The sequence below is a fragment of the Methylobacter svalbardensis genome, assembly GCF_037671525.1.
Classification (GTDB): Bacteria; Pseudomonadota; Gammaproteobacteria; order Methylococcales; family Methylomonadaceae; genus Methylobacter_A; species Methylobacter_A svalbardensis.
Map to the genome: position 1 here is coordinate 56,971 of NZ_JAWPOH010000007.1, position 25,478 is coordinate 82,448.

Annotated in this window: 23 protein-coding genes and 1 tRNA gene; 11 read left to right on the top strand and 13 right to left on the bottom strand. The window is 47.8% G+C overall.

Annotated features, from left to right (window positions below):
• Positions 1-39: 39 nt before the first annotated feature.
• Entirely contained in the window at positions 40-363 is a 324-nt protein-coding gene (gene fdxA, locus RW114_RS04645) for a ferredoxin FdxA (RefSeq protein ID WP_340121549.1), read from the top strand.
• Between the two features lie 87 nt (positions 364-450).
• On the opposite strand, the gene RW114_RS04650 is transcribed toward fdxA, so the two are convergent.
• Together RW114_RS04650 and RW114_RS04655 are read right to left on the bottom strand one after the other, a co-directional pair.
• Complete coding sequence (locus RW114_RS04650; protein WP_340121550.1) at positions 451-750, bottom strand: hypothetical protein; 300 nt, start codon at positions 748-750, stop codon at positions 451-453.
• A gap of 11 nt (positions 751-761) precedes the next feature.
• Positions 762-1,082 carry a DUF3301 domain-containing protein gene (locus tag RW114_RS04655; protein ID WP_340121551.1) on the bottom strand — a complete coding sequence of 107 codons (321 nt, stop codon included), beginning with the start codon at positions 1,080-1,082 and terminating at the stop codon, positions 762-764.
• 128 nt (positions 1,083-1,210) lie between these two features.
• Between RW114_RS04655 and RW114_RS04660 the strand changes: the two genes are divergently transcribed.
• Positions 1,211-1,624, top strand: a complete 414-nt coding sequence (locus RW114_RS04660) for a GFA family protein (RefSeq protein WP_340121552.1) — start codon at positions 1,211-1,213, stop codon at positions 1,622-1,624.
• Between the two features lie 19 nt (positions 1,625-1,643).
• A complete protein-coding gene (locus tag RW114_RS04665; protein WP_340121553.1) occupies positions 1,644-2,333 on the top strand; it encodes an alpha/beta hydrolase in 690 nt (229 codons plus the stop codon).
• Positions 2,334-2,585: 252 nt separating this feature from the next.
• Here the strand turns inward: RW114_RS04665 and gltA are convergent, their stop codons facing one another.
• The 4 genes from gltA to zwf all read right to left on the bottom strand — a co-directional run bounded on the left by gltA (position 2,586) and on the right by zwf (position 8,115).
• The gene (gene gltA, locus RW114_RS04670) at positions 2,586-3,887 is read right to left on the bottom strand and encodes a citrate synthase (RefSeq protein WP_340121555.1); all 1,302 of its coding nucleotides are present in this window, start codon (positions 3,885-3,887) and stop codon (positions 2,586-2,588) included.
• A 186-nt stretch (positions 3,888-4,073) separates the two neighbouring features.
• Complete coding sequence (locus RW114_RS04675) at positions 4,074-4,724, bottom strand: bifunctional 4-hydroxy-2-oxoglutarate aldolase/2-dehydro-3-deoxy-phosphogluconate aldolase (RefSeq protein WP_340121557.1); 651 nt, start codon at positions 4,722-4,724, stop codon at positions 4,074-4,076.
• A gap of 24 nt (positions 4,725-4,748) precedes the next feature.
• Positions 4,749-6,569, bottom strand: coding sequence for a phosphogluconate dehydratase (gene edd / locus RW114_RS04680; RefSeq protein ID WP_340121558.1), 1,821 nt, complete (start codon positions 6,567-6,569; stop codon positions 4,749-4,751).
• A 76-nt stretch (positions 6,570-6,645) separates the two neighbouring features.
• Positions 6,646-8,115: a glucose-6-phosphate dehydrogenase gene (gene zwf, locus RW114_RS04685; RefSeq protein WP_340121559.1), complete on the bottom strand. Its 1,470-nt coding sequence runs from the start codon at positions 8,113-8,115 to the stop codon at positions 6,646-6,648.
• A 521-nt stretch (positions 8,116-8,636) separates the two neighbouring features.
• On the opposite strand from zwf, the gene RW114_RS04690 reads away from it, so the two are divergent.
• The 4 genes from RW114_RS04690 to RW114_RS04705 all read left to right on the top strand — a co-directional run bounded on the left by RW114_RS04690 (position 8,637) and on the right by RW114_RS04705 (position 12,377).
• Positions 8,637-8,810, top strand: a complete 174-nt coding sequence (locus RW114_RS04690; protein ID WP_340121560.1) for a hypothetical protein — start codon at positions 8,637-8,639, stop codon at positions 8,808-8,810.
• 126 nt (positions 8,811-8,936) lie between these two features.
• Positions 8,937-9,299, top strand: a complete 363-nt coding sequence (locus RW114_RS04695) for a hypothetical protein (protein WP_340121561.1) — start codon at positions 8,937-8,939, stop codon at positions 9,297-9,299.
• A 601-nt stretch (positions 9,300-9,900) separates the two neighbouring features.
• Positions 9,901-10,779 carry an EAL domain-containing protein gene (locus RW114_RS04700; RefSeq protein ID WP_340121562.1) on the top strand — a complete coding sequence of 293 codons (879 nt, stop codon included), beginning with the start codon at positions 9,901-9,903 and terminating at the stop codon, positions 10,777-10,779.
• Between the two features lie 116 nt (positions 10,780-10,895).
• Positions 10,896-12,377 (top strand): hypothetical protein, encoded by a 1,482-nt coding sequence (locus tag RW114_RS04705; RefSeq protein WP_340121563.1) that lies wholly within the window; start codon positions 10,896-10,898, stop codon positions 12,375-12,377.
• Between the two features lie 284 nt (positions 12,378-12,661).
• Here RW114_RS04705 and RW114_RS04710 read toward each other — a convergent pair whose 3' ends face one another.
• Positions 12,662-12,826, bottom strand: a complete 165-nt coding sequence (locus RW114_RS04710; protein ID WP_340121564.1) for a hypothetical protein — start codon at positions 12,824-12,826, stop codon at positions 12,662-12,664.
• A gap of 390 nt (positions 12,827-13,216) precedes the next feature.
• On the opposite strand from RW114_RS04710, the gene RW114_RS04715 reads away from it, so the two are divergent.
• Positions 13,217-14,395: a BaiN/RdsA family NAD(P)/FAD-dependent oxidoreductase gene (locus RW114_RS04715; RefSeq protein ID WP_340121565.1), complete on the top strand. Its 1,179-nt coding sequence runs from the start codon at positions 13,217-13,219 to the stop codon at positions 14,393-14,395.
• A 117-nt stretch (positions 14,396-14,512) separates the two neighbouring features.
• Here the strand turns inward: RW114_RS04715 and RW114_RS04720 are convergent, their stop codons facing one another.
• From RW114_RS04720 to ychF, 3 genes are all read right to left on the bottom strand, one after another.
• Positions 14,513-15,715 carry a hypothetical protein gene (locus RW114_RS04720; RefSeq protein WP_340121566.1) on the bottom strand — a complete coding sequence of 401 codons (1,203 nt, stop codon included), beginning with the start codon at positions 15,713-15,715 and terminating at the stop codon, positions 14,513-14,515.
• Between the two features lie 282 nt (positions 15,716-15,997).
• Positions 15,998-16,074 (bottom strand) — tRNA-Met (locus RW114_RS04725).
• Positions 16,075-16,127: 53 nt separating this feature from the next.
• Positions 16,128-17,219 carry a redox-regulated ATPase YchF gene (ychF, locus tag RW114_RS04730; RefSeq protein ID WP_340121567.1) on the bottom strand — a complete coding sequence of 364 codons (1,092 nt, stop codon included), beginning with the start codon at positions 17,217-17,219 and terminating at the stop codon, positions 16,128-16,130.
• A gap of 267 nt (positions 17,220-17,486) precedes the next feature.
• Between ychF and gcvT the strand changes: the two genes are divergently transcribed.
• Positions 17,487-18,569 carry a glycine cleavage system aminomethyltransferase GcvT gene (gene gcvT, locus RW114_RS04735; RefSeq protein WP_340121568.1) on the top strand — a complete coding sequence of 361 codons (1,083 nt, stop codon included), beginning with the start codon at positions 17,487-17,489 and terminating at the stop codon, positions 18,567-18,569.
• 131 nt (positions 18,570-18,700) lie between these two features.
• Entirely contained in the window at positions 18,701-21,595 is a 2,895-nt protein-coding gene (gene gcvP / locus RW114_RS04740; RefSeq protein WP_340121569.1) for an aminomethyl-transferring glycine dehydrogenase, read from the top strand.
• A 178-nt stretch (positions 21,596-21,773) separates the two neighbouring features.
• Here the strand turns inward: gcvP and RW114_RS04745 are convergent, their stop codons facing one another.
• The 3 genes from RW114_RS04745 to RW114_RS04755 all read right to left on the bottom strand — a co-directional run bounded on the left by RW114_RS04745 (position 21,774) and on the right by RW114_RS04755 (position 24,865).
• Complete coding sequence (locus RW114_RS04745) at positions 21,774-22,211, bottom strand: NUDIX domain-containing protein (protein WP_340121570.1); 438 nt, start codon at positions 22,209-22,211, stop codon at positions 21,774-21,776.
• A 100-nt stretch (positions 22,212-22,311) separates the two neighbouring features.
• Positions 22,312-22,962, bottom strand: coding sequence for a response regulator transcription factor (locus tag RW114_RS04750; RefSeq protein WP_340121571.1), 651 nt, complete (start codon positions 22,960-22,962; stop codon positions 22,312-22,314).
• Positions 22,949-24,865, bottom strand: a complete 1,917-nt coding sequence (locus tag RW114_RS04755) for a PAS domain-containing sensor histidine kinase (RefSeq protein ID WP_340121572.1) — start codon at positions 24,863-24,865, stop codon at positions 22,949-22,951. Before RW114_RS04755 ends, RW114_RS04750 begins: the two co-directional genes overlap by 14 nt.
• A gap of 388 nt (positions 24,866-25,253) precedes the next feature.
• Here RW114_RS04755 and RW114_RS04760 point away from each other — a divergent pair, with 388 nt between their 5' ends.
• Positions 25,254-25,466, top strand: a complete 213-nt coding sequence (locus RW114_RS04760) for a hypothetical protein (protein ID WP_340121573.1) — start codon at positions 25,254-25,256, stop codon at positions 25,464-25,466.
• Positions 25,467-25,478 lie beyond the last annotated feature (12 nt).

Genomic DNA, 25,478 nt, shown 5'->3' on the forward strand with positions numbered 1-25,478 from the left:
AACGCTTTAAATTAAAAATCAACTTTCCTGGTAATAATTATGACTTTTGTAGTCACCGAAAACTGTATTAAATGCAAATTTACTGATTGTGTAGATGTATGCCCGGTAGATTGCTTTCATGAAGGCCCTAACTTTCTGGTTATTGATCCGGATGAGTGTATCGATTGCACGTTATGCGAACCTGAATGCCCCGCCAACGCAATTTTTGCAGAAGATGAATTGCCTGAGGGGCAGGAAGATTTCATCGCATTAAATGCCGAACTGGCCAAACAATGGCCTGTTATTACCGATGTAAAACCGCCTTTACCTGATGCGGATGACTGGAACGGGAAAGAAAGCAAACTCGATCTATTGGAAAGATAGGGTAATTATAGACCCAGCGCCATACCTTAAGCTGTTTGTGGTCAGCTAACAGCTTAGCGTATGGCACACGTCATCGCTTAATGATGACTACAAAACAGAAGCAACCAAAGCAAACACAAATACGAAAATCACAAAAAGTGCAAATAGGCCTTTTTTAGTCAGCCCCTCCCTCATCAGCTTCAACTCGGCCTGCAATGCGAGCTTACTATCATCCGCGTTAAAGATTCTTTTACATCGCCCACGAAATGTTTGCATTTCCTCCTGCGCTTCCTGTTCGGCAATAATCTCGGCAATTTTTGAGTAAAAATGACCACATTCCGGGCACTTGATATCACGATCGTTACGCTCATGACCACAGACTGAACACTGACTCATTTGATCCTCCACAAAACTATTTTTTAAAATTCCTCGTCAAACCGGTACGGCTCCATATGAATGGATTCGACTCGCCGCCCGAGCATAATACAAGCTCCGTTATAGCGTTCATTTCCGGTTGAAGAAAATTCAAACAAAAATGCCCGTCGCACCCGCATCTTCCCGGTTTGATCCCTGTCCAGCCGGATGCTGTTTAGCGCAACATACTCATCCAGCATTTGGACTTCCAGATTCAAGCAATGCGCCCTGACTGCTTTAAGCGCAATCTCTTTCACCTGCTGCCCGTTAAACCAGTACAGATATGCACCCAGCAATAAAGCGATTAAAATAAGATTGTCCCACATTGTTTATGACTCTGTATTGTTTGCTAAAGTTTAGCTATGTTCGCTCTATTGTACTAAGATTTACCGGTAAATCTTCCCTGCAATTACAGGGAAGCAAATATCTGTCCGTGCAGTCGAAGGAGAAAAATATGGAACTGCCCATTACCGGCGGCTGTCTTTGCGGTGCGGTCAGATATGAAATATCGACCCCACCTATCAGTGGTTTCAACTGCCATTGTCGAACCTGTCAAAAAGCGATTGGCGCCCCCTATTTTGCCGGCCTGTTTGTTCCTGCCTCAGCACTTACCATAACCGGCAACTATAAAGAATATGCCACAGTTGCGGCAAGCGGCAATACCGTTTATCGTGCCTTTTGCCCGGAATGCGGGACTTCGTTGTTTGGCAGGAACAGCACCTTTACCGACATAAGAACGGTCGCCGCCGCAACGCTTGACGATCCCGGCATTTTTCAGCCAAAAAAAGATATTTGGGTGGCAGATGCCCAGCCATGGGACACTATGAACCCTGATCTGCCGAAATTTGACGGCAATCCCTGGCATTGACGACTATCTTGGAGGATTTATGAATTCCAGACAACTTAGCACCATCGAAATACAACCCGAATCGGAGCACCTATATTCTGTCATATGGTTACATGGATTAGGTGCCGATGGTCATGATTTTGAAAGACTGGTTCCCGAACTGCTGTTAACCGCGAAAGCCAACATCCATTTCATCTTTCCCAATGCGCCGATTCAGGCTGTCACCATCAACGGTGGTATGTCGATGCGCTCCTGGTACGATATTTTGGAGATGTCGCAGGAACACAAAGTCGATGTTGACGGTATCTATCAATCAGCCGACTTGATTGAACCATTGATCCAGCAGGAAATTGACAAGGGTATCCCATCAACCCATATTTTACTGGCCGGGTTTTCCCAGGGAGGCGTGATTGCGCTTCATACCGGCTTAAAGTACCCGCATCAATTGGCCGGAATTGTTGCGCTGTCGACTTATTTGCCGACAATTGAACAATTAAAAACCGAGCATTCAGCCGCTAATAAAACTACACCGATATTTATGGCTCACGGCATCATAGACCCCGTCGTTGCAGTCGAGTCCGGCAAAGCCGCATTCGATACGCTAAAATCGATGGATTACAACGTCGAATGGCATGATTACATAATGGAACACAGTCTTTGCATTGAAGAAATTGTACACATTTCAGCGTTTATCAATTCAATTTTTAGATGCCCTTCAGCAAATGACTGAAACGACGAACGACCGCAAAAATAGCTATTTGCTCCTGCATCCATACAAGTCGTTGCGGTGTTATGCATTAACCTAGAAAAATCATTTGATCCACGAAAAACACAAAAAGCACGAAAATATTCAAAGAGATACCCAGTTGTAGATCGTCACCCAAAGGGTGAATGACTGCGCAATACAACATACTGATTTCTTTCGTGCTTTTCGTGGACTAACTGCGGTTTTTAGGATTAACAATGCCTAACTTTACGAGCACTACCTCCGTTTAATATGCTGCGGCGGAATATCACGTTTTGTTGCGCCGGTGTAAAGCTGTCTTGGCCGTCCTATTTTTTGTTCCGGATCCGCTATCATTTCATCCCAATGAGCGATCCAGCCCACGGTTCGGCCCATCGCGAACATCGCGGTAAACATGTTACTGGGTATGCCTAATGCATGCAGCACAATGCCGGAATAATAATCGACGTTCGGGTAAAGTTTTTTCTCGATGAAGTATTGATCTTCAAGGGCGATGCGCTCCAACTCCAACGCTAATTTGAATATTTTGTCATCATGCAGACCTAATTCCGTGAGCACTTCATGACAGGTTTCACGCATTAATTTGGCACGCGGGTCATAATTTTTATAAACCCGATGACCAAAACCCATCAGCCTGAACGGATCGCTTTTGTCCTTGGCCTTGCTTATAAATACAGCAATGTTCGAAACATCGCCAATCTCCTCCAGCATATTGAGTACAGCCTCATTGGCACCGCCATGGGCGGCCCCCCAGAGACAGGCAATCCCGGCAGTGATACAGGCGTAGGGATTGGCGCCGCTGGAACCGGCTAAGCGCACGGTTGAAGTCGAGGCATTTTGTTCATGATCGGCATGCAGGATCAAAATTCTGTCCAACGCTCTGACCAATACCGGATTGGGCTGGAACTCGTCACAAGGCGTACCCAGCATCATCCGCATAAAGTTTTCAACGTAATTTAGCTTGTTTTGCGGATACATAAACGGTAAGCCGGTGCTGTATTTATGGCACATCGCCACGATGGTCGGTACTTTGGCGATCAGGCGAATGGCGCTCAGGTCACGATCTTTCTTAGATTTAATGTCCAGCGCGTCATGATAAAACGATGACAATGCACCAACAACACCCACCATAATGGCCATCGGGTGTGCATCGCGACGGAATCCTTTAAAAAAGTTAGTCAGCTGATCGTGCACCATAGTATGCAGGGTTATGGTGTCTTCGAACTGCTGCATTTCATCGGTGTCGGGTAATTCGCCATTCAGCAGCAGATAACAAACCTCCAAAAAAGTGCAATGTTCTGCGAGTTGCTCGATAGGGTAACCGCGATAAAGCAGTATACCTTTTTCACCATCGATATAAGTTATCGATGAGCTGCAACTGGCCGTGGAAGTAAAACCGGGGTCATAAGTAAACATGCCGGTCTTTTGATAAAAAGTTTGAATATCGACTACATCGGGGCCAATAGTTCCAGATAAGACAGGCAACTCGCATAAAGACTGAGTTTTCTCATTTAAGGTAACACTGCGCGGTTTAGTCATAGGTTTTCTCGGTTTTAAAACGTGATCTGTAGCGTCATCAAAAGGCTAGCTAAGCCGCGAAGTTCCGAGGTTTAGCTAGCCTTTTGTGTAATTGATCTTCGCTAGTATTCTAAAGGGAACTTGCTTATAAAATAACAAACCCCAAAATACCTTTCATCTATTTAGCTAATGGCGTAAAGCATGCACTCAAACCGAAACAGCCCTGTCTATGGTCTGTTTTGCCAATTCAGTCACCTTGGCCCAGTTTTTTGCTTTTACCACATCCGCTGGCACCAGCCATGATCCGCCAACGCAGGCAACATTGCTTAACTGCAAATAACTGTTGTAATTTTCCGGCGAAATACCGCCTGTCGGGCAAAAAGTCACGCCAGGAACAGGCCCGGAAATAGATTTCAGCATCGGTATACCACCTGCTGCTTCGGCCGGGAAGAATTTAAAATGATCCAGTCCATACTCCATGCCTAACATCAGTTCCGACAAGGTGGCTATGCCCGGAATCAATGCTATATTTCCGGCTTGAGCAGCGGCTAACAGCTTCGGCGTTAATCCGGGACTGATCGCAAAAACGGCACCGGCCTCTTCTGCCGCTTTCAATTGTTCGGGCGTAGTAATGGTGCCCGCACCGACGATGGCGCCTTCGACTTCCTGGCTGATAAGCCTGATCGCATCAAGCGCTATCGGCGTGCGTAACGTAATTTCCAGCACTTTAATGCCGCCAGCGACCAAAGCTTTGGCCAGAGGAACAGCATCCTCCAAATTCTGGATAACCATTACAGGCATTACCGGACCGGCATTTAAAACATCAGCGGGTTGAATTTTCCAGTTCTTTTTATTCATTATTGTACCAAATTCTTATAGTTATTAATCGATGACAAACAGATTGCAGGCCCCGGTTTCAGCAGATGTCGCACCCTGACGGAAAGCACCGAACAATTCGCGGCCCATGCCGAAATGGTGGCCCTTGGCGCTATTTGCCGCCGGAATGCGGGCATTAAATTCATCTGCGTCTACCAGTACATTGACCTCGCCCGTTTGAGTGTTCAAGTGGATGATGTCGCCGGTGCGCACTTTCGTTAACGGACCACCCTCTTCACACTCGGGACACATGTGGATGGCTGAGGGGACTTTACCCGAAGCGCCGGACATGCGTCCATCCGTCACCAGCGCGACCTTGAAGCCTTTATCCTGCAGCACGCCCAGAGACGGCGTCAATTTGTGCAGTTCAGGCATACCGTTGGATTTCGGCCCCTGGAAGCGGAGCACCACAATAACATCTTTCTCCATTTCGCCGCGTCTAAAGGCCGCAACCACATCGTCCTGATCATCAAATACCATCGCCGGCGCCTCAACGATCTGGTGTATTTCCGCCACAGCAGAAACTTTTGACACCCCGCGCCCCAAATTGCCGTGCATAACATGCAAGCCGCCACCGGCTGCAAAGGGTTTAGCGACGGTACTGATAACTTTCGGGTCCAAAGACGCTTCAGGGCAAGGCACCCAGGTTAATTTGCCATCAATCAATGTTGGTTCTTGTACATAATTCTTCATGCCGCGCTGATCGGCAACCGTCAGAATATCTTCATGCAACAGGCTGTTCTTTAACAGTTCGGCAATCAGTACCCCCATGCCGCCGGCTGCCTGGAAGTGATTGATGTCTGCATGACCGTTCGGATAAATACGGGTTAAAAACGGTATGGCTCTGGAAAGATTATCAAAATCATCCCAGTTGATAATGATGCCGGCTGCACGCGCAATGGCGACCAGATGGATGGTGTGATTGGTGGAACCGCCCGTTGCCAATAAGCCGACAATGGCGTTCACAATCGCTTTTTCATCGATCATATGGCCAATCGGACGAAAATCATTGCCCAGCGCAGTAAATTTTAAAACCTGTCTGGCGGCGGCTTTGGTCAGTTCATCCCGCAACGGCGTATAAGGGTTGATGAACGAACTGCCCGGCAGATGCAGGCCCATAATCTCAACCATCATCTGGTTGCTGTTTGCGGTGCCGTAGAACGTACAGGTGCCCGCACTGTGATAGGACGCCGATTCGGACTCCAGCAGTTCTTTACGGCCGATTTTACCTTCGGCATAAAGCTGGCGGATACGCACTTTTTCCTTGTTGGCCAAACCGCTAGGCATCGGTCCTGCCGGAACGAACACCGCGGGCAAATGGCCGAAACTCAGCGCGCCGATCAGCAACCCCGGCACAATCTTGTCGCAGACCCCCAAGTACAGCGCGCCGTCAAACATGTTGTGGCTTAAACCTATGGCCGTAGCCATCGCAATCACATCGCGGCTGAACAACGACAGTTCCATGCCGGGGCGGCCTTGGGTAACGCCGTCACACATGGCCGGTACGCCGGCAGCAAACTGGGCGACGCCCCCGGCTTCCTTGATGGCTGCTTTGATCAGCGCAGGCGCGTCTTTATAAGGCTCATGTGCCGACAACATGTCATTATAAGAAGAGACAATCGCAATATTGGCTTTCTGATGTCCGGTTAAATCGCTCTTTTCATCGGCCCCGCAAGCGGCAAAAGCATGAGCTAGGTTACCGCAAGCAAGCTCGCCACGATGCGGCTCTTGTTTTACCGCCGCATCAATACGCGCCAGATAGGCACCGCGCGTTTCACGACTGCGCCGGGTAACTTCGTTAGTCACTTTTTCTAATACAGGATGCATATTTGTTCCTTCTGTCTACGGTTAATCGATACGGTAGGATGGGTAGAACGCAGTGAAACCCATCGCGTCAGCTGTTTCATTCTTCCCAGACTCTTTCGTCTCTGGCGATTAATTCGTCAGCGGCCTCAGGCCCCCAAGTACCGGCGGGATAAGGTTGCGGTGCAACATCGGCATGCGCCCAGGCATCCTGTATGGAATCGATCCAGGTCCAGGCTTGCTCAATCTCTTCACGGCTAAGAAATAAGGTGGGGTTGCCCCGCATCGCTTCAAGCACCAACTTCTCATAACCGCCGAAAATCTTGCTGTTTTTGAAGGTGTCGGAAAAACTTAAATCCAGCTTGGTTTTTTGCAGCTTAATATTTTCATCGATGCCCGGAATTTTGTTAAGCACCTGAATCTCTACGCCTTCATTCGGCTGCAAGTGAATGATCAGTTTATTAGACGGCAGATCGTCAAAGCTTTCTTTGAAGATATTATGCGGCAACTGCTTGAAATTAACGACGATTTCAGTGCGCTTATAGGCCATCCGTTTGCCGGTGCGCAAGTAAAACGGCACGCCCGCCCAACGCCAGTTATCAATGGCCACCTTCAACGCGACAAAGCTTTCTGTGGTACTTTCAATATTAGCGCCTACTTCTTCAAGATAGCCCGGCACCGGCTTGCCCTTGATCTCCCCCGCCGAGTACAATCCACGGACGGTTTTAAGTTTTACATTTTCTTTGGTAATCGGCCGTAGCGCGGCAAGAACTTTTATCTTTTCATCGCGTATGTTTTGCGCTTCCAGATTGACCGGAGGTTCCATCGCCACAAAAGTCAGAATCTGCAACAAATGGTTTTGCAGCATATCGCGTAACTGCCCGGTCTTGTCGAAATAATCCCAGCGCCCTTCAATACCGACTTCTTCAGCGACGGTAATTTGAATATGGTCAATGGTATTGTGATCCCAGTTGGTGGTAAAAATGGAATTGGCAAAGCGCAACGCTAATAAATTGAGTACTGTTTCTTTACCCAGATAATGATCGATACGGTAGACCTGTTTTTCGTTGAATACCTCGGCAACCGCATCATTAATAGCTTTTGAGGATTTAAGGTCGTGACCTATCGGCTTTTCCATCACCATGCGCGATTCTTCATTCAAAACCCCGCACTTAGCCAGTCCCTGACAAATATTGGTAAACAAGGAAGGGGCAACGGCAAAATAATTCACCATGACTCTGGATTGCCCATCAATAAGGGTATTCAACAGCGGGTATTGATCCATCTGGGTTAAATCTATTTTCAGATAAGCCAATCTTGCCGAAAACCGCACCCAGACTTGTTCATCAATTATTTCATTTAAAAACTCTTGCAAACTTTCATGGATAATCCCGATAAACCCTGAATTATCGCCCTCATGCCTATCTATGCCAATGATACGAGTATCAACTTCAATCAAATTGGCTTTTTCAAGTCGATACAGAGAAATAAGCAACTTGCGGCGGGATAAATCGCCTAAAGCGCCAAAGATAACCAGATCACAAGGTTTGAATACTGTTGTTTCGTTCATAGATGCGTTGATGAGTAAATAGTGATAGCCGGCATCAGTCCAGCAATTTATAAGCAGATTATAACATCTTATTATCGCAGAATTTGTTTCAGGGTCATAGGATGGCCTGACGAATGCAGGCGCAGCGTAATGCTGTACCGAGGAACGAAGTGCATCAATCGCGATTGATCAGCTTTCTTCGTCAGGCCACCCTAAACCCGAAGTTTTTATTTTGACGGCATAGGGGGACAGAACGGTTTAATATATCCATGTATCGAATCGATATTAGTTGACAGCGCTCTTGAGCTTCTTCTATAGTATTGATCCGCTACTATACTAAAAAGAGGATATTTTATGCGTCATTCTCCTGCCAACTTGGCCACCAAGATTGTTGACCGCTCAAAATATCAAAGTGAAGTAGTTTATCCGGAGGAAGCACAAACCTCAGGTGGAAATCGGTTCCTGAGTTGATGAGAGGCATAATTTTCACATCAACCTTGGTACGCCCATTGATGATTTAACACAACAAAAGGTATAAAAAAATGAGCGAAGCAGCAAAAACAAAAGACAATTTCTGGCTATATGTGGGTGGTACGGTCATTACTTTATTGATAGTCATTACCGTAGTCAAACAAAGCGAGAATGAAAAATTTGCCCCCATCAAACAGCAACTGGAAGAAGAGACAGCCCAGATGAATATCCGAGTATTGAACTGAACATTCATCATCCTTCCCTTTAAACGGGGCAGCAGGCTTTAACTAACCTGCCTGGAGATAGGGCGATAGCTCTTATCAACCTTAGCGTGGTCACACATCACGTAAAACAATAATCAGGAGAGAACCATGAAACTTAATTTGATCTGCCTATCGGTGGCATTAGCTTTTTTTTCCGGAACAACGTTGGCAACAGAATATATTTACCGAGATCTTATGGCTAATACGCTGCCCTCGGCGGGATGTGACGTAGAATCTCAAGCCATTGCAACCGCATCAAAAGCCTATAACATTAAAAGATACAGCAAAACATTTTGTCAGTCGCAAGGTTACGGCTGGCATGTTGAAAAAGTGAAAGATGAAGGCAAGGCTGCCTGTACACCATGCGCGGGCGCTAATCAAGGCAAAAGCCAGTGTCATCTGGAAGATATGGTTGTCACTTGCAAACGCATCAAACCCGGTTCGGTCGGCATGTTGCCCGGGAAAAGTTAATGACAATCGCGTGAGCAGGAGACGCGCCAGTCCTCTTGCTCACGCCTATCCTGTTACGGTCAAGCCGTTAATCATCCTCATTCGAGATGTACCCTAAACCTTTCTGACAGCAACATTTGCCACAGCCCAGCTTGTTTCAATCCACGCGCTCATGCGCGACGGTTGTCTTGCCGTCGTCTATGAGTTGCAGGGGTATCATTTTCGTTCAGTGTTCTTGATGATTGAAATATCACTAAACGCAAAATGTAATAAAGCACCCGCCGGTTATCATCTTCAATGACGTGGATCCTTTTGGCCATTAACCGCTTTGTTGGCTGAATGAAAAATACCCCTATATATCAGTTTATTCGATACAAATATCGAATAATATCGTTTTATTAAGAACAAAGATCGCACTACACTATTTCCAACCTCAGCAAAACAGTTGCAAAGAATAATCCAGCATTGTTTGCCACAGTTGTTTGAAGCTTTTTAAGTGCGCCTTCCTTCTATACAGGGATGTTTTTGAGCGGGTTTCGACCCGCTTTTTTAAACTGGGGGCTGTTATATGAGGAATCCCGCTGATGATCAAAAGTTTTTATTAAATGTAAGGAGTAAGTTTATGCCATTACAAAATTTAGTTGAATATTTCAATGACCGATTCGGGCAGGAGCATCGTTCCAGTTTTCGGCCCTTTATTCTGGAAGAGGGAAAAATAAGCGGCCTGTTCGGCCCGGTTCGGATAGACAGCAGTTTTTCGCCGCTACGACAGACCTTAAATCCTGCGGTGATCATTGGACATACCGCCAAAATCAAAGTTTCCACTTATGAAGTTCAGCACCTGTATTCAAGCGAAATTGAAAATCTGCTGCCTCATAATTCACCCCAAACCAATGAATTTGAATCTATCATTAATTTTGACCGCTTATCCCGCACCGTGCACATGCTGAATTTTTTACCGTTGACGCATTTGCACGACCTGCTTTTTTTGGAGGTAGATCCACGCCATATACTTGGCATTAAACAGGATCACGGTGCTTATTTTCAAGAAGTCATTACCCAGTGCGGATTGGAAACTAAAAATATCGTTATCATACTGGCCGTAAACAGCCAATATATACGTTATCATCAAGTACTGATTGAAGGCTTGGAAAACTATCGACATCGAGGCTATCAAATTGGGCTTAAATTCGATTCCGTTGCTAAAGAAAGTCAAACTTTTGAATTCATTCAAAAGTTATCCCCGGATTATGTCAGTTTATCAGCGCAATTTCTGGATAATGGGCGTGATAATACCTTGCCGGCAAAATTACACAAATTAAAAGCCATGGTGGCCAGTACAGGCGGGCAAAGTATCCTGCAACAAATCGATCAAAAAAAATCCGAGCTGCTGGCTCGCAATACCGGATTTGATCTAGTGCAGGGCAGTTATTATAAACAATCCTCGGCACCGGTATTTTTGCCGGAATCACTTGATGTCGGAGTCAGCGCCACTGGCTAGTCCTTTGAGTTTATTGTCGAAACGGTGCCTTACTTGACGGCAAAAAAGGACGTTAGAAATGGCAAATATCGGGCACTTTTTTTCACCACTGAACATCCGCTTTTAGAGGAATCCACATGCGGTATTCCACACTTGCCTGTTGTCTGGTTCTCCTTATTCAAGGTTGTGCGGCCCTAAAACCTTATCCCGATGCTTCGCTGTCAGGCGAGGATGGAACGTGTCAGCGTTGGTTTGAGAACATCGAGGCCACGCTGAACGAATACGATTTAAATGATCCGGAAACCGTCCGCATCAACGGTTTTCCTCATCTCGGGGTCAACCGTTTCCTGGCTTCGATGGGCGAATGGACCACATCAAATGATGCCTTTGCTGAATGGCTGGAACACATGCGGCAACTCGATGCAACGGGTAAAAAGCTTGAGTTCGCCAACTTGCCGGCCTCAGCTAGGCAGCAACTTTTTTCTAAAATACCTGTAGAGGGCTCCTTTGAACAAGTTTTGGAGCATTGCGGCAAATGCCTGAACCAGCTCAGTTTGAATAATCCCGAACATAAAAAAAGACTACTGGAACAGGCCCAGGTCCCCGACGCGTATCAAAGCTGGAAACGCGTTGCCGGCCTATATCCTCTGGCACGTTACGCGGCCTCTATCGCTATCGAGCGTTTGCACCGGAACTTGGACGCCAGTTTTAAAATACCGTTGGCAACACTGCCCCGGCAAGGCGAGCTTATCCGCAACAGCCCACCCCACAGCAATCCGTTACCGTCCGAACACATTGCCGCAATGCTGAGCTCGGCTTACGATAACCCGCTAGGGATTCCACACCTGACTTTCTTGCAATTGCAACAGTTGCTGGAGCATTTCGCGCCTGTCTGGGAAATCGATACCCGCAACGATACCGATAAAATAGGCGCTGTCGCTCTGGACAGCGATCAGCAACCGCGAATCGACACCGATCAACCGACGGTTTATGTCGCGCATAGCTATGCCCGTTGGCACGGCAGGGTGGTGTTGCAATTGATCTATCAAATCTGGCTGCCCGCGCGCGAGAAAACCGGCATGCTGGATTTATACGGCGGGCCGTTGGATAGTCTGATTTGGCGCGTTACGCTAGACCCCGAAGGCGTGCCTATCGCTTTCGACAGCATTCATGGTTGCGGCTGTTATTATCTGCTGTTCCCCAGCCGGGGATACCGGGCGGTAGCGCCGAAAGATGGCGCAGAACCGGTGTTAAGTCCTAAATCCATACCAACCATTTCACCCGGCCGCCGTTTGTTGTTGCGCTTACAAAGCCGTACGCATTACCTGCAACAAGTGTCGTTCGTGGACGATGCTTCAGAGGTGGCGACTCGCAACTATCTGTTCGATGATGTAGAACAGCTGCGCTCATTGCCGATGCCCAACGGTAGCAAACGCAGTCTGTACAATAATGCCGGTATTATTGATGCCAGCGAACGCACCGAACGATTTCTGCTTTGGCCTTACGGAATCGCTAGTCCGGGCGCTATGCGGCAATGGGGCGCTCACGCAATCGCTTTCATCGGCAGACGCCATTTCGATGATCCATTTTTGTTAGAAAATTTATTGGACAAGAGATGACTGGTTCCCACACTCCGCGTCATGTGTTTTTTAGGTCGATATTTTCGCGCATTGTCCGCACAGAATATACGTTGCAAGCCGCAAAAAAATCCCCCTGCGAAGAGGGGGATGTAAGGAATGATGGCAACTTCCCTCCCGCAGGAGAGGAAGTAATGTCAGTAGGATAAGTTAAGCCATTCTATTGGGCTTAATTACCGGTATGAAGCTACAATGCCGCTTGAATATCGTCGGTGAAAAAGCGTTTTAGGCCCCGACCCAGCCTTTGCGACAAGACAGACAAAGCCTCATCTTTTTTTCAAAAAAGCTGCTGGTTTCGAAAAAACCATTGGTTCGCGACTCTTGCGGTATTTAGCTAAAGCTCTCCTGGCAGCGGCGCAGAGATAGCATTCTGTGCCTTGAGGGAGTGTTTTGTGTAAATCGCGTAATAGATGTGGAGTTATTTTATTCATGGCGCCCCCTTATCTTTTAGGAGTGTTGGGCAACAGTCCTTATGCCATGCAAAAGCCTAAACCCAGGCCTGTTATTCAAAAAATAACGCAATTAAATTAGCAATTCGCCAAAAAAAGTCAACACTTTTTTTAAGCGTATTATTAATTCATTCCTCTACACGAAATGCGTTTCGACCCAGGATTTTACCCGCCATTAAAGTGCGACTGAAAAATCAAGGGCCGGGACCCGGGGAATCAGGCTTAATGAATCTGTAGCCTGCCTTTTTTTTGATTTGATGGACCGAAAGGTTTTAAAAAAATACGCGATGCCTATCGTTGACGGGTCATAGTTTTGCTATAGAATTAGTTTATTTATGCAGGCTTTGCCTAACAGCGTTTTAAAGGAAAACAATGACTGAGGTCGACATCATTATTATTGGGGCCGGAGCATCGGGTCTGATGTGCGCCATTGAGGCGGGCAAGCGCGGACGTAAGGTGCTGGTTCTGGATCATGCCAATAAGGCGGGGAAAAAAATTCTGATGTCCGGCGGCGGTCGCTGCAATTTCACCAATTATTCTATTGAACCGGATAACTTTATTTCGCAGAACCCGCATTTTTGCAAGTCGGCGCTGAGCCGCTATAGCCAATGGGATTTTCTGGCTTTAATCGGAAAATACCAGATTGCTTTTCATGAAAGAGATCACGGGCAATTGTTTTGCAATGAAAGCGCCCGGGATATTCTGGATATGTTGTTGGTAGAATGCACTAAGGCAGGCGTAATGGTGCAATTGAGTACCGACATTGATTCAATTGAACGGCTAGATAACCGTTTCTCTGTTAAAACCAAACAGGGCGATTCTAGCTGTCAGTCATTAGTCGTTGCGACCGGCGGCTTGTCGATACCCAAAATGGGCGCGACACCTCTGGGCTATAAAATAGCCCAGCAATTCGGCATTAATGTGCTGCCTACCCGCGCAGGTCTGGTCCCGTTTACCTTGCAGCCGGAAGATAAAGAAAAATTCTCGGCGTTATCGGGTATTGCCGTGCCTTGTGTGGTCAGCAACAAACGGCAGAGCTTTAGTGAAAACGTCTTGTTTACGCATCGCGGCTTAAGCGGTCCGGCGATTTTGCAGATTTCATCCTATTGGCAGGCCGGTGAGGACGTTGTGATTAACTTGTTGCCGCAGCTAAATCTGGAGGCAGAGTTAAAATCGAGGCGCCAACAAAAGCTTAAAAACAAGTTAAAAACGATCCTGGAAGGCTATTTGCCGAAGCGGCTGATCGCTAGTTTTCTGCCTGAGGATTTACTGGATTTGTCGTTACAGAATTTGTCGGACAAACAGATTCAGCGGGTTGCGGATCAGTTTAATAACTGGACGATTAAACCCAATGGCACCGAAGGCTATCGTACCGCTGAAGTGACTTCCGGTGGGGTTGACTGCAATACTGTTTCCTCTAAAACTATGGAAAGCAAGCAAGTGCCGGGGCTTTATTTTATCGGTGAAGTACTGGATGTTACCGGCTGGCTGGGCGGTTATAATTTTCAGTGGGCCTGGTCGTCAGCGTGGTGTGCAGGGCAATACTGTTGATTTGAATCCCCTGCCCCTTTTGGGCTTCCCGCTTAAGACGGGACACGGGCAAGGATTAGGTGATTTCGAATAATGAATCCACGAAAATCACCTTAAACTGTCCCATGTTGAAGCCGCTTATTTACCTTTCGATCTGAACTTACTATAAAAGCCTTTCAGTTTTCCCGACTCTTTTTTGACTTCCTTTTCAGGCTGTTGTTTCTCATCCGATGACAGCGGTTCATTCGACTTGAGGTCTGCCCATTGCGGCTCTGTTTTAATCGGCTGTTGTTTTTTACCGAACAGGTTTTTGAATTTTCCCAGTGATCCTTTAGCGGGAATAACCGGCTGCTGACCGGTGTCCGCTGTTACAGAAGGCGCTTCTTCAACCGCCGCTTGAGGCTTTATGGCTGACGGCATTGGCGCAGCCGCTTCTTCAGTCGTTACCCATTCAGTCGGAGCTTCTTTCTGCCAACTAACCGCTGCATGCGATACGTCACTGACCTGAATGACAGGGCTATCCGGCTTTGGCTGTGCAATCGGGGACTCTTCAATAACCGGGCTTTCTTCCAAGCTTATGGGTTGTTGCGAAGTAGTAACGGTCTTAATCGTTTCCTGTTCCGGTTCTACCGGGCGAGCCGTATCCGCCTGGTATTTTTTCAGGGTGTCGGATAAAACCTGGTGAGCATTATGCTGCTGCTGTTGCAGCAGGGTTTTTTGTTCTTCAAACGCCACCTCTAGCCTGGAAAGCTGACTGGTATGGCTGTCTAACGTCGTTTGCAGAGCCTTAATCAGCACATCCTTTTCGACCAGTTTTGTCGCCTCCGCCTGACAGGCTTGTTGTAACTCTATTTTTGCTTGCTGCTCGGTACGCAGACGCTCGGTTAATTGCGTAATGACCTTATCATGCTGCTGCCACAATGAGTCCGCCTTAACATCTTCACTGGCCAGTAATGGCCGTTCGCCAAGATCGAAACTTGTCGCCAGTGTCTGAATAATTCCGGCAATCTGCTGGTTGCGTTGATAAAGCAACTGCTCCAGCGTTAAAGCCCGCTGTGTTTCACCTTGAGCTGCCGATTGGGCTTTTTCCCTGTGCATAACAGCCTCCGCCAATTCCTCCTGGTTGTGCTGTAACTGTTGTTGTGCGGCATTGAGCTTTTCGATGCCCGCCTTTTCACTGGCAACTTTTGCTCTTTTTACCGAGGCAATTCGGATACTGTAAAGCAAAGCGGTCAGCAGCCAGACGGCTGACGCTAATGCCGCAGCATACAACGGATTGTTCAGGGTCAAAAGATACCATTCGGAAAGAAGCGCTTTGATAAAGGGCAGATAGGTTTGCATGGGAGTTCCTCAATAATAAGACTGTTCTATATTGTACTAGGAGCGCTGTTTACGATGCTGATATTTGTCAGACCCAGTACAAATGCTTCAAAGGTTTTTTGTTGATTTCAGGCTCAGTTTACCACTGATTGACCTTTTATTTACCGGTAAAAGTTACTGTATTTGTAGGGTTTCTGGCTTGAGTTGGGGATGGGTATTGCTGTGCTTGATTCCGACAAAACACCTACAACAATTGGGTAGGCATTTAGTACGGATGGTGCTGAATAATCAGTGCAGAGTGTATGGTGGCGATAGGTGGACTTGAACCACCGACCCCGGGGTTATGAATCCCGTGCTCTAACCAGCTGAGCTACATCGCCATGTAAACGGCTCTTTTGAAGAGCGGGAATTATAAGTACCCGCTCTTCCTTTGTCAAACGTTGAATCTGAAATGAACGACGTCACCGTCTTTAACGATATAATCTTTGCCTTCAAGCCGCCATTTCCCGGCGTCTTTTGCGCCCTGCTCGCCTTTATAGTCGATAAAGTCCTGATAAGCGATGACTTCGGCGCGAATAAAGCCTTTTTCAAAATCGCTGTGAATCACACCGGCCGCCTGGGGTGCGGTCGCACCTACCGGAATGGTCCAGGCCCTGACTTCTTTTACGCCCGCAGTAAAATAGGTCGCCAGATTCAGCAATTCATATCCGGCTCTTACGACGCGATTCAAGCCGGGTTCTTCCAGTCCCAGATCGTCCAGGAATTCCTTTTTTTCTGCATCATCTAACTGGGCTATTTCCGCCTCTATGGCGGCGCAAATCGGTACGACCATCGCGCCTTCTTTGTCGGCCAGGGCTTGCACTTTATCCAGCAAGGGATTGTTCTCGAAACCGTCATCCTGAACATTGGCAATGTACATGGCCGGTTTGAGCGTCATCAGGCACAGATCCCTAATCAGGGCTTTTTCATCTTCGGTTAACGGCAGGGTTCGTGCGGGTTCCCCTAAGTCCAATTGTTTGAACACCCTTTCCAGCACGTCTTTTTTAGCCTGTTCGTCCTTGTTGCCGGTTCTGGCCGCTTTGGTCGCACGTAACAGGGATTTTTCGACGGAAGCCATATCGGCCAAGGCCAATTCGGTATTAATGATTTCAATGTCGGAGAGTGGGTCGATTTTTCCGGCGACATGGATCACGTTATCATCATGAAAGCAACGCACCACATGAGCAATCGCATCTGTTTCACGAATATTGGCTAAAAACTGGTTGCCCAGGCCTTCGCCTTTTGATGCGCCCGCAACTAAACCTGCGATGTCTACAAATTCAATCGTGGTAGGAAACACGCGCTCGGGTTTTACAATCTCGGCCAGCTTGTCCATTCTGGCGTCAGGTACGGGAACGACGCCTACATTAGGGTCAATGGTGCAGAAGGGGTAATTCTCGGCCGCGATTTTCGCGCGGGTTAATGCATTAAATAAGGTCGATTTTCCAACGTTGGGTAAACCAACGATTCCACAATACAGCGCCATAGAGTTCTCTGAGATTTTAGAAGAAGTGAATGCAGCAAGATGAATCAAGCCGAAACAAAGCAGGGATTATACAAGCTATGGCTTTAATCTAAAAAACTAAAAACAAGTTATTGGTGGGTAGCCTGTATGAAGTCTCGCCTAATCCGTGTTATGGTGAGAATCGAGTCGTTAGATTTTTTCTTCACGTTTTTCGCGCTGTTCGTGGCAAATAATCGAACAAATAACTACACTATCATCTTAAGCTTACCCGCCAAAATCAATACGGACATGTTAAAACAGACTCCACTTTATAATCTCCATCTCGAACTGGGTGCCAAAATGGTGCCCTTTGCCGGTTACCTTATGCCGCTGCAATACGGTAACGGCACGCTGCACGAACATCTACACTGTCGCAGCCACGCCGGTTTCTTTGATATTTCCCACATGGGGCAGTGTCTGATTCTGGGCGATGATGCCGTTCAGGAACTTGGGCAACTGATACCCGGCGACATTGCCAAGCTTAAACCCGGCGAGCAGAAATATACGGTATTAACCAACAGCGAGGGGGGAATTATTGATGACATCATGATTACCCGCATCGAATCGGGGGTGATGATTATTGTCAATGCCGCCTGCAAAGACAAAGATTTTAACTATCTGTATAAGCAAATATCCGGCCGGTGTTGCTTCAATGAATTGACCGGGCAGGCTTTATTCGCCTTGCAAGGACCTGCTGCCGCATCGGTCATGAAAAAGCTTTCTGTGCAAGCCTCTGAACTCTCCTTTATGCAAGCCTGCGGAACCTACATCAAAGGTATAAAGTGCAACATCACGCGTTGCGGCTATACCGGCGAAGACGGTTTTGAGATTTTGGTAGGCCATCATTACGCGGAACAACTTGCCCGTCTGCTGCTGGCTAAAGACGATGTTGAGCCTATAGGTTTGGCGGCCCGAGACACCTTGCGCCTGGAAGCGGGTCTATGTCTGTACGGCCATGAAATCGATGAATCGATTACGCCGGTAGAAGCAGGCCTCCAGTGGTTATTTAAAAAAGGTCATGACCAATTTCCCGGAGCCGACAAAATTCTGGCTCAACTGCAGCAAGGTTCAGAAAAAATCCGCGCAGGTTTGCTGGTGCAAGGCAAAATACCGGTGCGGGATGGCAGTGAAATTTTCAACAATGAGGATATTGCCGTAGGCCGTGTTACCAGCGGCGGTTTTTCTCCCACGTTGAGGCGGCCGATTGCAATGGCATTGCTGGCCCGGACTGCTGCCAACTTGGGCAATACGCTATACGCCAAGGTGCGGGATCATAAAATCCCGGTTACCGTGACCCCATTACCCTTTGTTCCCCACCGCTACTATAAATGACGGGCGCAAGGCGAAGATTGGCCATGTTGAAGTCTAGTTTTTCGCCCTTCGCCCTTCGCCTTTTACCTATATTTTTTTTCGTGTCTTTCGTGGACAATGTTTTTTCCCTAATTACCGAGTAGGTACAAACCATGCCCCCATCTCGCCCTAGCTTGGCTCAACTGGAAATGCGCGGTAATTTCATCAACCGCCATATCGGCCCCAATCCTCAGCAAACCCAAGACATGTTGGCAGAGCTGGGCATCAGCGAACTGGAAGATATTATCGATCTGGCCATTCCGGCCAATATCCTGAATCATGAACCGTTAAAACTGACCGAAACGGTCAGCGAACGCGCGGTGATCAAGCATCTGCGCAAAATGCGCGAACGCAACAAGGTATTCACCTCGATGATCGGCATGGGCTATTACGACACCATCATGCCGTCCGTGATTAAACGCAATGTACTGGAAAACCCCGGTTGGTATACGGCTTACACGCCTTATCAGGCCGAAGTCAGCCAGGGGCGACTGGAAGCGCTGCTGACATTTCAGCAAGTCATTATCGATTTAACCGGCATGGCGCTTGCCAACGCCTCGCTACTGGATGAAGCCACGGCGGCGGCAGAAGCTATGGCCATGTCACGGCGTTTGTCCAAGAGCGCTGCCAACAGCATCTTCGTGGATCAGGACTGCCATCCGCAAACCGTGGCCGTGATCAAGACCCGCGCCCGTTCCCTGGGTTACGAGGTTATCGTTGCCGATCCTTATCAAGATCTGGAGCAATACGATTTTTTTGCGCTGTTGCTGCAATATCCCGGCGGTAAAGGCGAAATAAAAGACCTGAGCGCCGTCACCGCGATAGCCCAGGCCAAATCGGCGCTGGTCACGGTAGCTGCGGATTTGCTCGCGCTGGTGTTGCTTAAAGCGCCTGCCGAATTCGGCGTCGACATCGTAGTCGGCAACTCCCAGCGCTTTGGCGTACCGATGGGTTATGGCGGGCCTCATGCCGCCTATTTTGCGACCAAAGACGAATACAAGCGCTCGGTTCCCGGCCGCATTATCGGCGTATCCAAAGACAGCCACGGACAGCTTGCGTTGCGCATGGCGCTGCAAACCCGAGAGCAACATATCCGCCGGGACAAGGCCACCAGCAATATCTGCACATCCCAGGTGTTGCTTGCGGTGATCGCCGGATTTTATGCGGTGTATCACGGCGCGGAAGGCTTGCGTTTGATTGCAGGCCGGGTGCATCGTTACACGCAAATCCTGGCCGCAGGCATTACCCAACTGGGCCATCAAGTGCTTAGCGAGTGTTATTTCGATACCCTGGTGGTCAGCACCCCGAACCGGGCGAAACGCATTGCCGCCCAAGCCACGGAAGCCAATATCAACCTGCGTGTGATCGATGCGGATCACATCGGCATATCGTTGGACGAAACCACTACGCGGGAAAACTTAAGGGATGTCTGGCAGGTTTTTGCATCCCCGGTAGCAGACCTCCCCGACATCAACGGCTTGGATGCCACGGTCGGCGAGTGCATCTCGGAAGCCTTGTTGCGCAATGATCAAATCCTGCAACATCCGGTGTTCGACCGCTACCATTCCGAAACCGAAATGATGCGCTATATGCGCCGCTTGGCCAGACGCGATATAGCGCTGGATCGCTCGATGATACCGCTGGGTTCCTGCACGATGAAGCTCAATGCCGCGACGGAAATGCAGACCATTTCCTATTATGAATTTAACGCGCTGCACCCGTTTGCGCCGCTGTACCAAACCCACGGCTACCAACAGATGTTTGCCGAGCTGGAAGATATGTTATGCGACCTAACCGGCTTTGACGCTTTTTCTTTGCAACCCAATGCCGGTTCACAGGGCGAATACACCGGTCTGTTAGTGATCCGCAAATACCATGAAGTCAGAGGCCAGGCGCAGCGCAACATCTGCCTGATACCCGCTTCCGCGCACGGCACCAATCCGGCCAGCGCCACGATGGCCGGGCTTAAGGTCGTGGTGGTCGCCTGCGATGACAATGGCAACGTCAGTCTGGATGATTTGCGCACGAAAACCGCCGAATATCAGGATACGCTGGCCGCATTAATGATTACCTATCCATCTACGCACGGCGTGTTCGAACAGGCGTTCCGGGAAATCTGCGACCTGATCCACCAGCACGGCGGGCAGGTTTATCTGGATGGCGCCAATTTTAATGCACTGGTAGGCTTGAGTCGTCCTGGCAAAATCGGCGCCGATGTCGCTCATCTTAACCTGCATAAAACCTTCTGCATTCCGCATGGCGGCGGCGGTCCCGGCGTCGGCCCGATAGGCGTGGGCGCGCATTTATCTCCGTTCCTGCCTGACCATCCGGTTGTTGAAGGCGTTAATCCGGCCAAAGGCGAGCACGGCACTATCGGCACGGTGTCCGCAGCACCCTGGGGCTCGGCCAGCATCTATACCATTTCCTGGGCGTATATCGCGATGATGGGAGCAGCCGGGTTAAAACGCGCAACCCTGACCGCAATTCTGAACGCCAATTACATCGCCAAACGGCTAGCGCCGTATTACCCGATTTTATACGCCGGCAAAAACGGCTGGGTAGCGCATGAGTGCATTATCGATTGCCATGCCTTTAAAAAGACCGGCAACGTCACCGTCGAAGACATCGCTAAGCGATTGATCGATTATGGTTTTCATGCGCCCACCGTGTCGTTCCCGGTCGCCGACACCTTGATGATAGAGCCTACCGAAAGCGAAGACAAAGCCGAGATTGACCGTTTTTGTGCAGCGTTAATCGCCATCCGCAAAGAAATCAAGGCCATAGAAACCGGCGCTGCCGACGCCGAAAACAACCTGCTGCATAATGCGCCGCACACCCACAGCTTGCTGCTGGAAGAATGGACGCGCCCTTACTCCAAACAACAGGCTTTTTTCCCGAACAACGATCAGCATGGCGATAAATACTGGCCGCCGGTCGGGCGTATCGATAATGTGTATGGCGACCGACATGTGTTTTGCAGCTGTCCGCCGGTGATGGATGATGAGTAACTGATGTTAAGAGTTGTCCACGAAAGGCACGAAAAATGGATCAAGATAAGCTTCGTGTATTACTGGAGTACAAGGCTGGCCTTGTACTTGTAAATCATTCAAAGCCAGCTTTGAACTTCGAAGTTTTTAAGACTTTTTCGTGCCTTTCGTGCTTTTCGTGGACAAAGGCTTTTTTCATTTACATCCGCAACGGCGTGACTTTTCCGGTCATTCGGTAATTTCGATAATCCGCCACAACCTGGGCATGATCGAATGCCAGCACGGCGGGAAGGTTGTCGAACGTAAAAATGCCGAAATTTTTTGCGTCATCGGCGGCTCGCGGCATTCCCGAGGCTTCGGCAATGTAGACGGCGGTGACGGTATGGTTGCGGGAATCTCGTTCGGGATTGGAATAGATGCCCAGTAAAGCCGTCAGCGTAATATCCAGACAGGTTTCCTCCTTGGCCTCGCGAATCGCGGCATTTTCCACGGTTTCGCCAACATCGACAAAACCGCCCGGCACTGCCCAACCGTAAGGCGGGTAGGCGCGTTCGATCAGCACAAACGGCCGGTCGGGTTGGTCGATCAGTTCGATTAAAATATCGGCTGCCAACAAAGGGGTGACGGGGTTTGACATGTTATCTTCTGAAAGCAGGGTGCGAATGAGGCAGAACGGAATTTGAGCCGCCCTCAGGTGTTATGGTGTATGGAATATCAGCGCACGGGAAACCACAAAACTAATGAAACCTTTCTTCCAGTGAACTGCTGCCCGGCGTTTCACAATACATGACCATCGTTATCAGTTCGGCGACATTTTCAGCCTGCATTTTTTCCATGATGCTTGCCCGGTGTACGTCTACGGTGCGATTGCTGATATTGAGTATTTTTGCTGACTCCTTGTTGGAGTGACTTTTAACTATCAGGCCCAGCACTTCTTTTTCTCTCGTTGTCAAATGATCGATACGGTCTTGTATACGGCGTTTCTTGATAAACTCTTCCCTGAACGCAACGTCCTTTTGAATGGCTTCATTGATTCGTTCCAGCAACATTTCATTATCGAACGGCTTTTCCAGAAAATCGATCGCACCAGCCCTAAATGCTTTTGCCGAGTCTGGAATATCGGCATGGCCGCTGATAAAAATGATAGGAATACTGATGCCTCTGTTCAACAATTCAGCCTGAAGTTCGTGACCGGTCATTAACGGCATTCTAACATCCAGGAGCAGGCATCCTGGCTGTTCAGGGTCATAGCTATGCAAAAACGCCTCGGCAGATTCAAAACTCCTGACTTTTTGTCCCGTTGATTCAATCAACAGCGTTAACGAGTCACGTATTGCAAATTCATCGTCAACTAAATAAACGAGAGGTGTCGATTTAATTACGCTCATTAGATTTTCTCCGTACGGGTAGAGTGAAATAAAAAGTGGTGCCTTTGCCGGACTGGCTATTGAACTGTAAATTACCGTCATGGGCTGCGATAAGTGAGCGACTGATGGACAGCCCCATACCCATACCGTCTGCCTTGGTGGTATAAAAAGGCGTCAATATTTTTTGTTGTTGTTCTTCATCAATTCCCGGTCCATTGTCCTTCACCCTGACCTGTATGCCATCGTTGGGAATCAACTGACTATGGATGGATACTTGGCGTTGCTGGTTCGCGGGTAAGTCTTTTAACGCGTCAACACTGTTCCGGATCAGGTTTATGAGAACCTGCTCAATCTGTACATGATCGACATCAATCGGCGGCAGATTGTTTTCCAGTTGAAACGTCAGCCTTATATAGTTTTGTTTAAGTTCAGCAATACATAAGTCGGCAGCCTCATGAATCAAAGTATTAAGGTCGGCAGTTGAGCGATGTTTTGGATGCGATTTAATAAATTCCCTCATGCGATGAATGATCCGCCCTGCCCTTAGAGCCTGTTGCTGAGTTTTGGATAAGATCTCGGAAAGCTTTATCTTGTCGAGATTTTTAGCGCTCATAAGATTTAGACTGGCTTGCGTATAGCTGGAAATGGCAGCCAGGGGTTGATTGACTTCATGGGCAATGCCCGAGGCCATTTCACCCATCAGCCCAAGGCGAGTGACATGGGCGAGTTCGTCCAGATGTTCCTTGTCTTGCAGTTCCTGATGTTTGCGTAAACTTATATCACGGACAATATTGGTAAAATAGTGCGCATTATCAATTGAAAATTCGGCTACGGACAAATCCAGGGGCACTATGGAACCATTTTTTCGTATGCCTTCAATCTCCCGAATTTGATCGGCCATTTTTACTGTACGGGACATGTTGCAATCATTCATTTCTCTGGGTGATGACTGCATGAGCTTGTTAATATTGCACCCTATCAACTCTTCCGGTTTATAGCCAAAAATAGTTTCCACTGCGGCATTAGCCGATACGATAATGTCGGTCATGTCAATGGTGATAATGCCCTCCACTGACGCATTAAAAATGGAGTTGAGTTTGGCTTCCCGTTCTACTAATTGTCGCTTGGAATGGCGGAGCTCTTCAACTTTCTTCACTAAACTCAGATTAGTTAAGGTCAGTTCATTGGTCTGTCTGCGAATCTTTTGTTCCAATTTATCATTAAGGCAGGCGATGGTTTCTTGCGCTTGCTTACGTTCGGTTACGTTATGAATGATCATGCATATTTGTAACACATTGTTATCATTATAAATGACGCTTGCGCAGCATTCAATATACGTTATATTGTTGTTTCTATCGCAGGGTTGAGACAAACGCGCCTCCTCACACAAGCTAACGTACTGGCATTTTGGATCGGTGAGCGAGTCACACGACTTCCTGATTTTGGCACTAAGGACTTGCTCGGTTTTTTGGGCCAAAAGGCGATGTAGAAACAGGTAATAATTATCCTGATCCGAAGGGTGAATAAACTGCCCCAAGCGCTTGTTGATAAGTTCTTCTTTTAGACCGCCCAACAAGACTGCCACCGCAACATTGGCTTTTTGGATGATCCCGGCTTCATTTAACGTCAGATAACCGATTGGCGATGCATCATAAAGTTGCGCATAGCTGTCACGGGACGCAGTCAATTCCTGATGCGCCCGGTTTAATTCCTCGTTTTGCATTTTCAGTTCTATTTGGTGAACCTGAAATTCAAACAGCAGTTTTTGAATGTCTTCAGTGGACATTCGGGCAATATCGGCAGCGGAATGAGCAAGCATGATTTCTGCCTGTTTTCGGATAGTTTCACGGTGCTCATCCAAGAAGGCCTCTGCTTTTCTGCCAAGGCTTTCAGTCATCAGGTGTCCATTAGGTGATTTACTCATAACCAATATCTGTTTCTGCGAGCCGAGGAAACAAGCTGATACTGAAGAATACACATGCTATTCTCTCGCAGTATCAACACCTTACCTTGCTCAGTTCTTTCCGTAATATGCCGGAATTGACGAGATTAATCTTTATTTTCTAACCCTCCTTTTCATATTATATCTATTGTAACGACTCATCAATAAGGTACGACATTAATAAGTAGAAATACATAAGTAAAACTACTTAGGTATGCGTACGAATTTTGCAGTTATTTTCTTTGTTATAGACTTTAGCCATAGTCATACGCTGATGGCGTGGATTGTAGGTTTGAGTTTTCGACAGCGGCAACCGTTAACGGTAATTACCTGAAAATTAAAATGGTTTTAGTTAATTTTTACAAGACCCATGCTAGAAAGTCTGGAGAGTAATATGGCAACTTGGATAGAAGATGATAGGCAACAGTTGGATAAAAACTGCCAATACAGAATCCCCAGGATTGATATTGAACTAAAAGAAAAGCAGTTTATGAATGACGAACTTGAATATTACAAGGAGGTAAAAACAAAATCAAAAAAAAATTCGCATGCGGAAAATAAAAAACCCAGGTTTTTTCGCTGAACAGTAAATGAT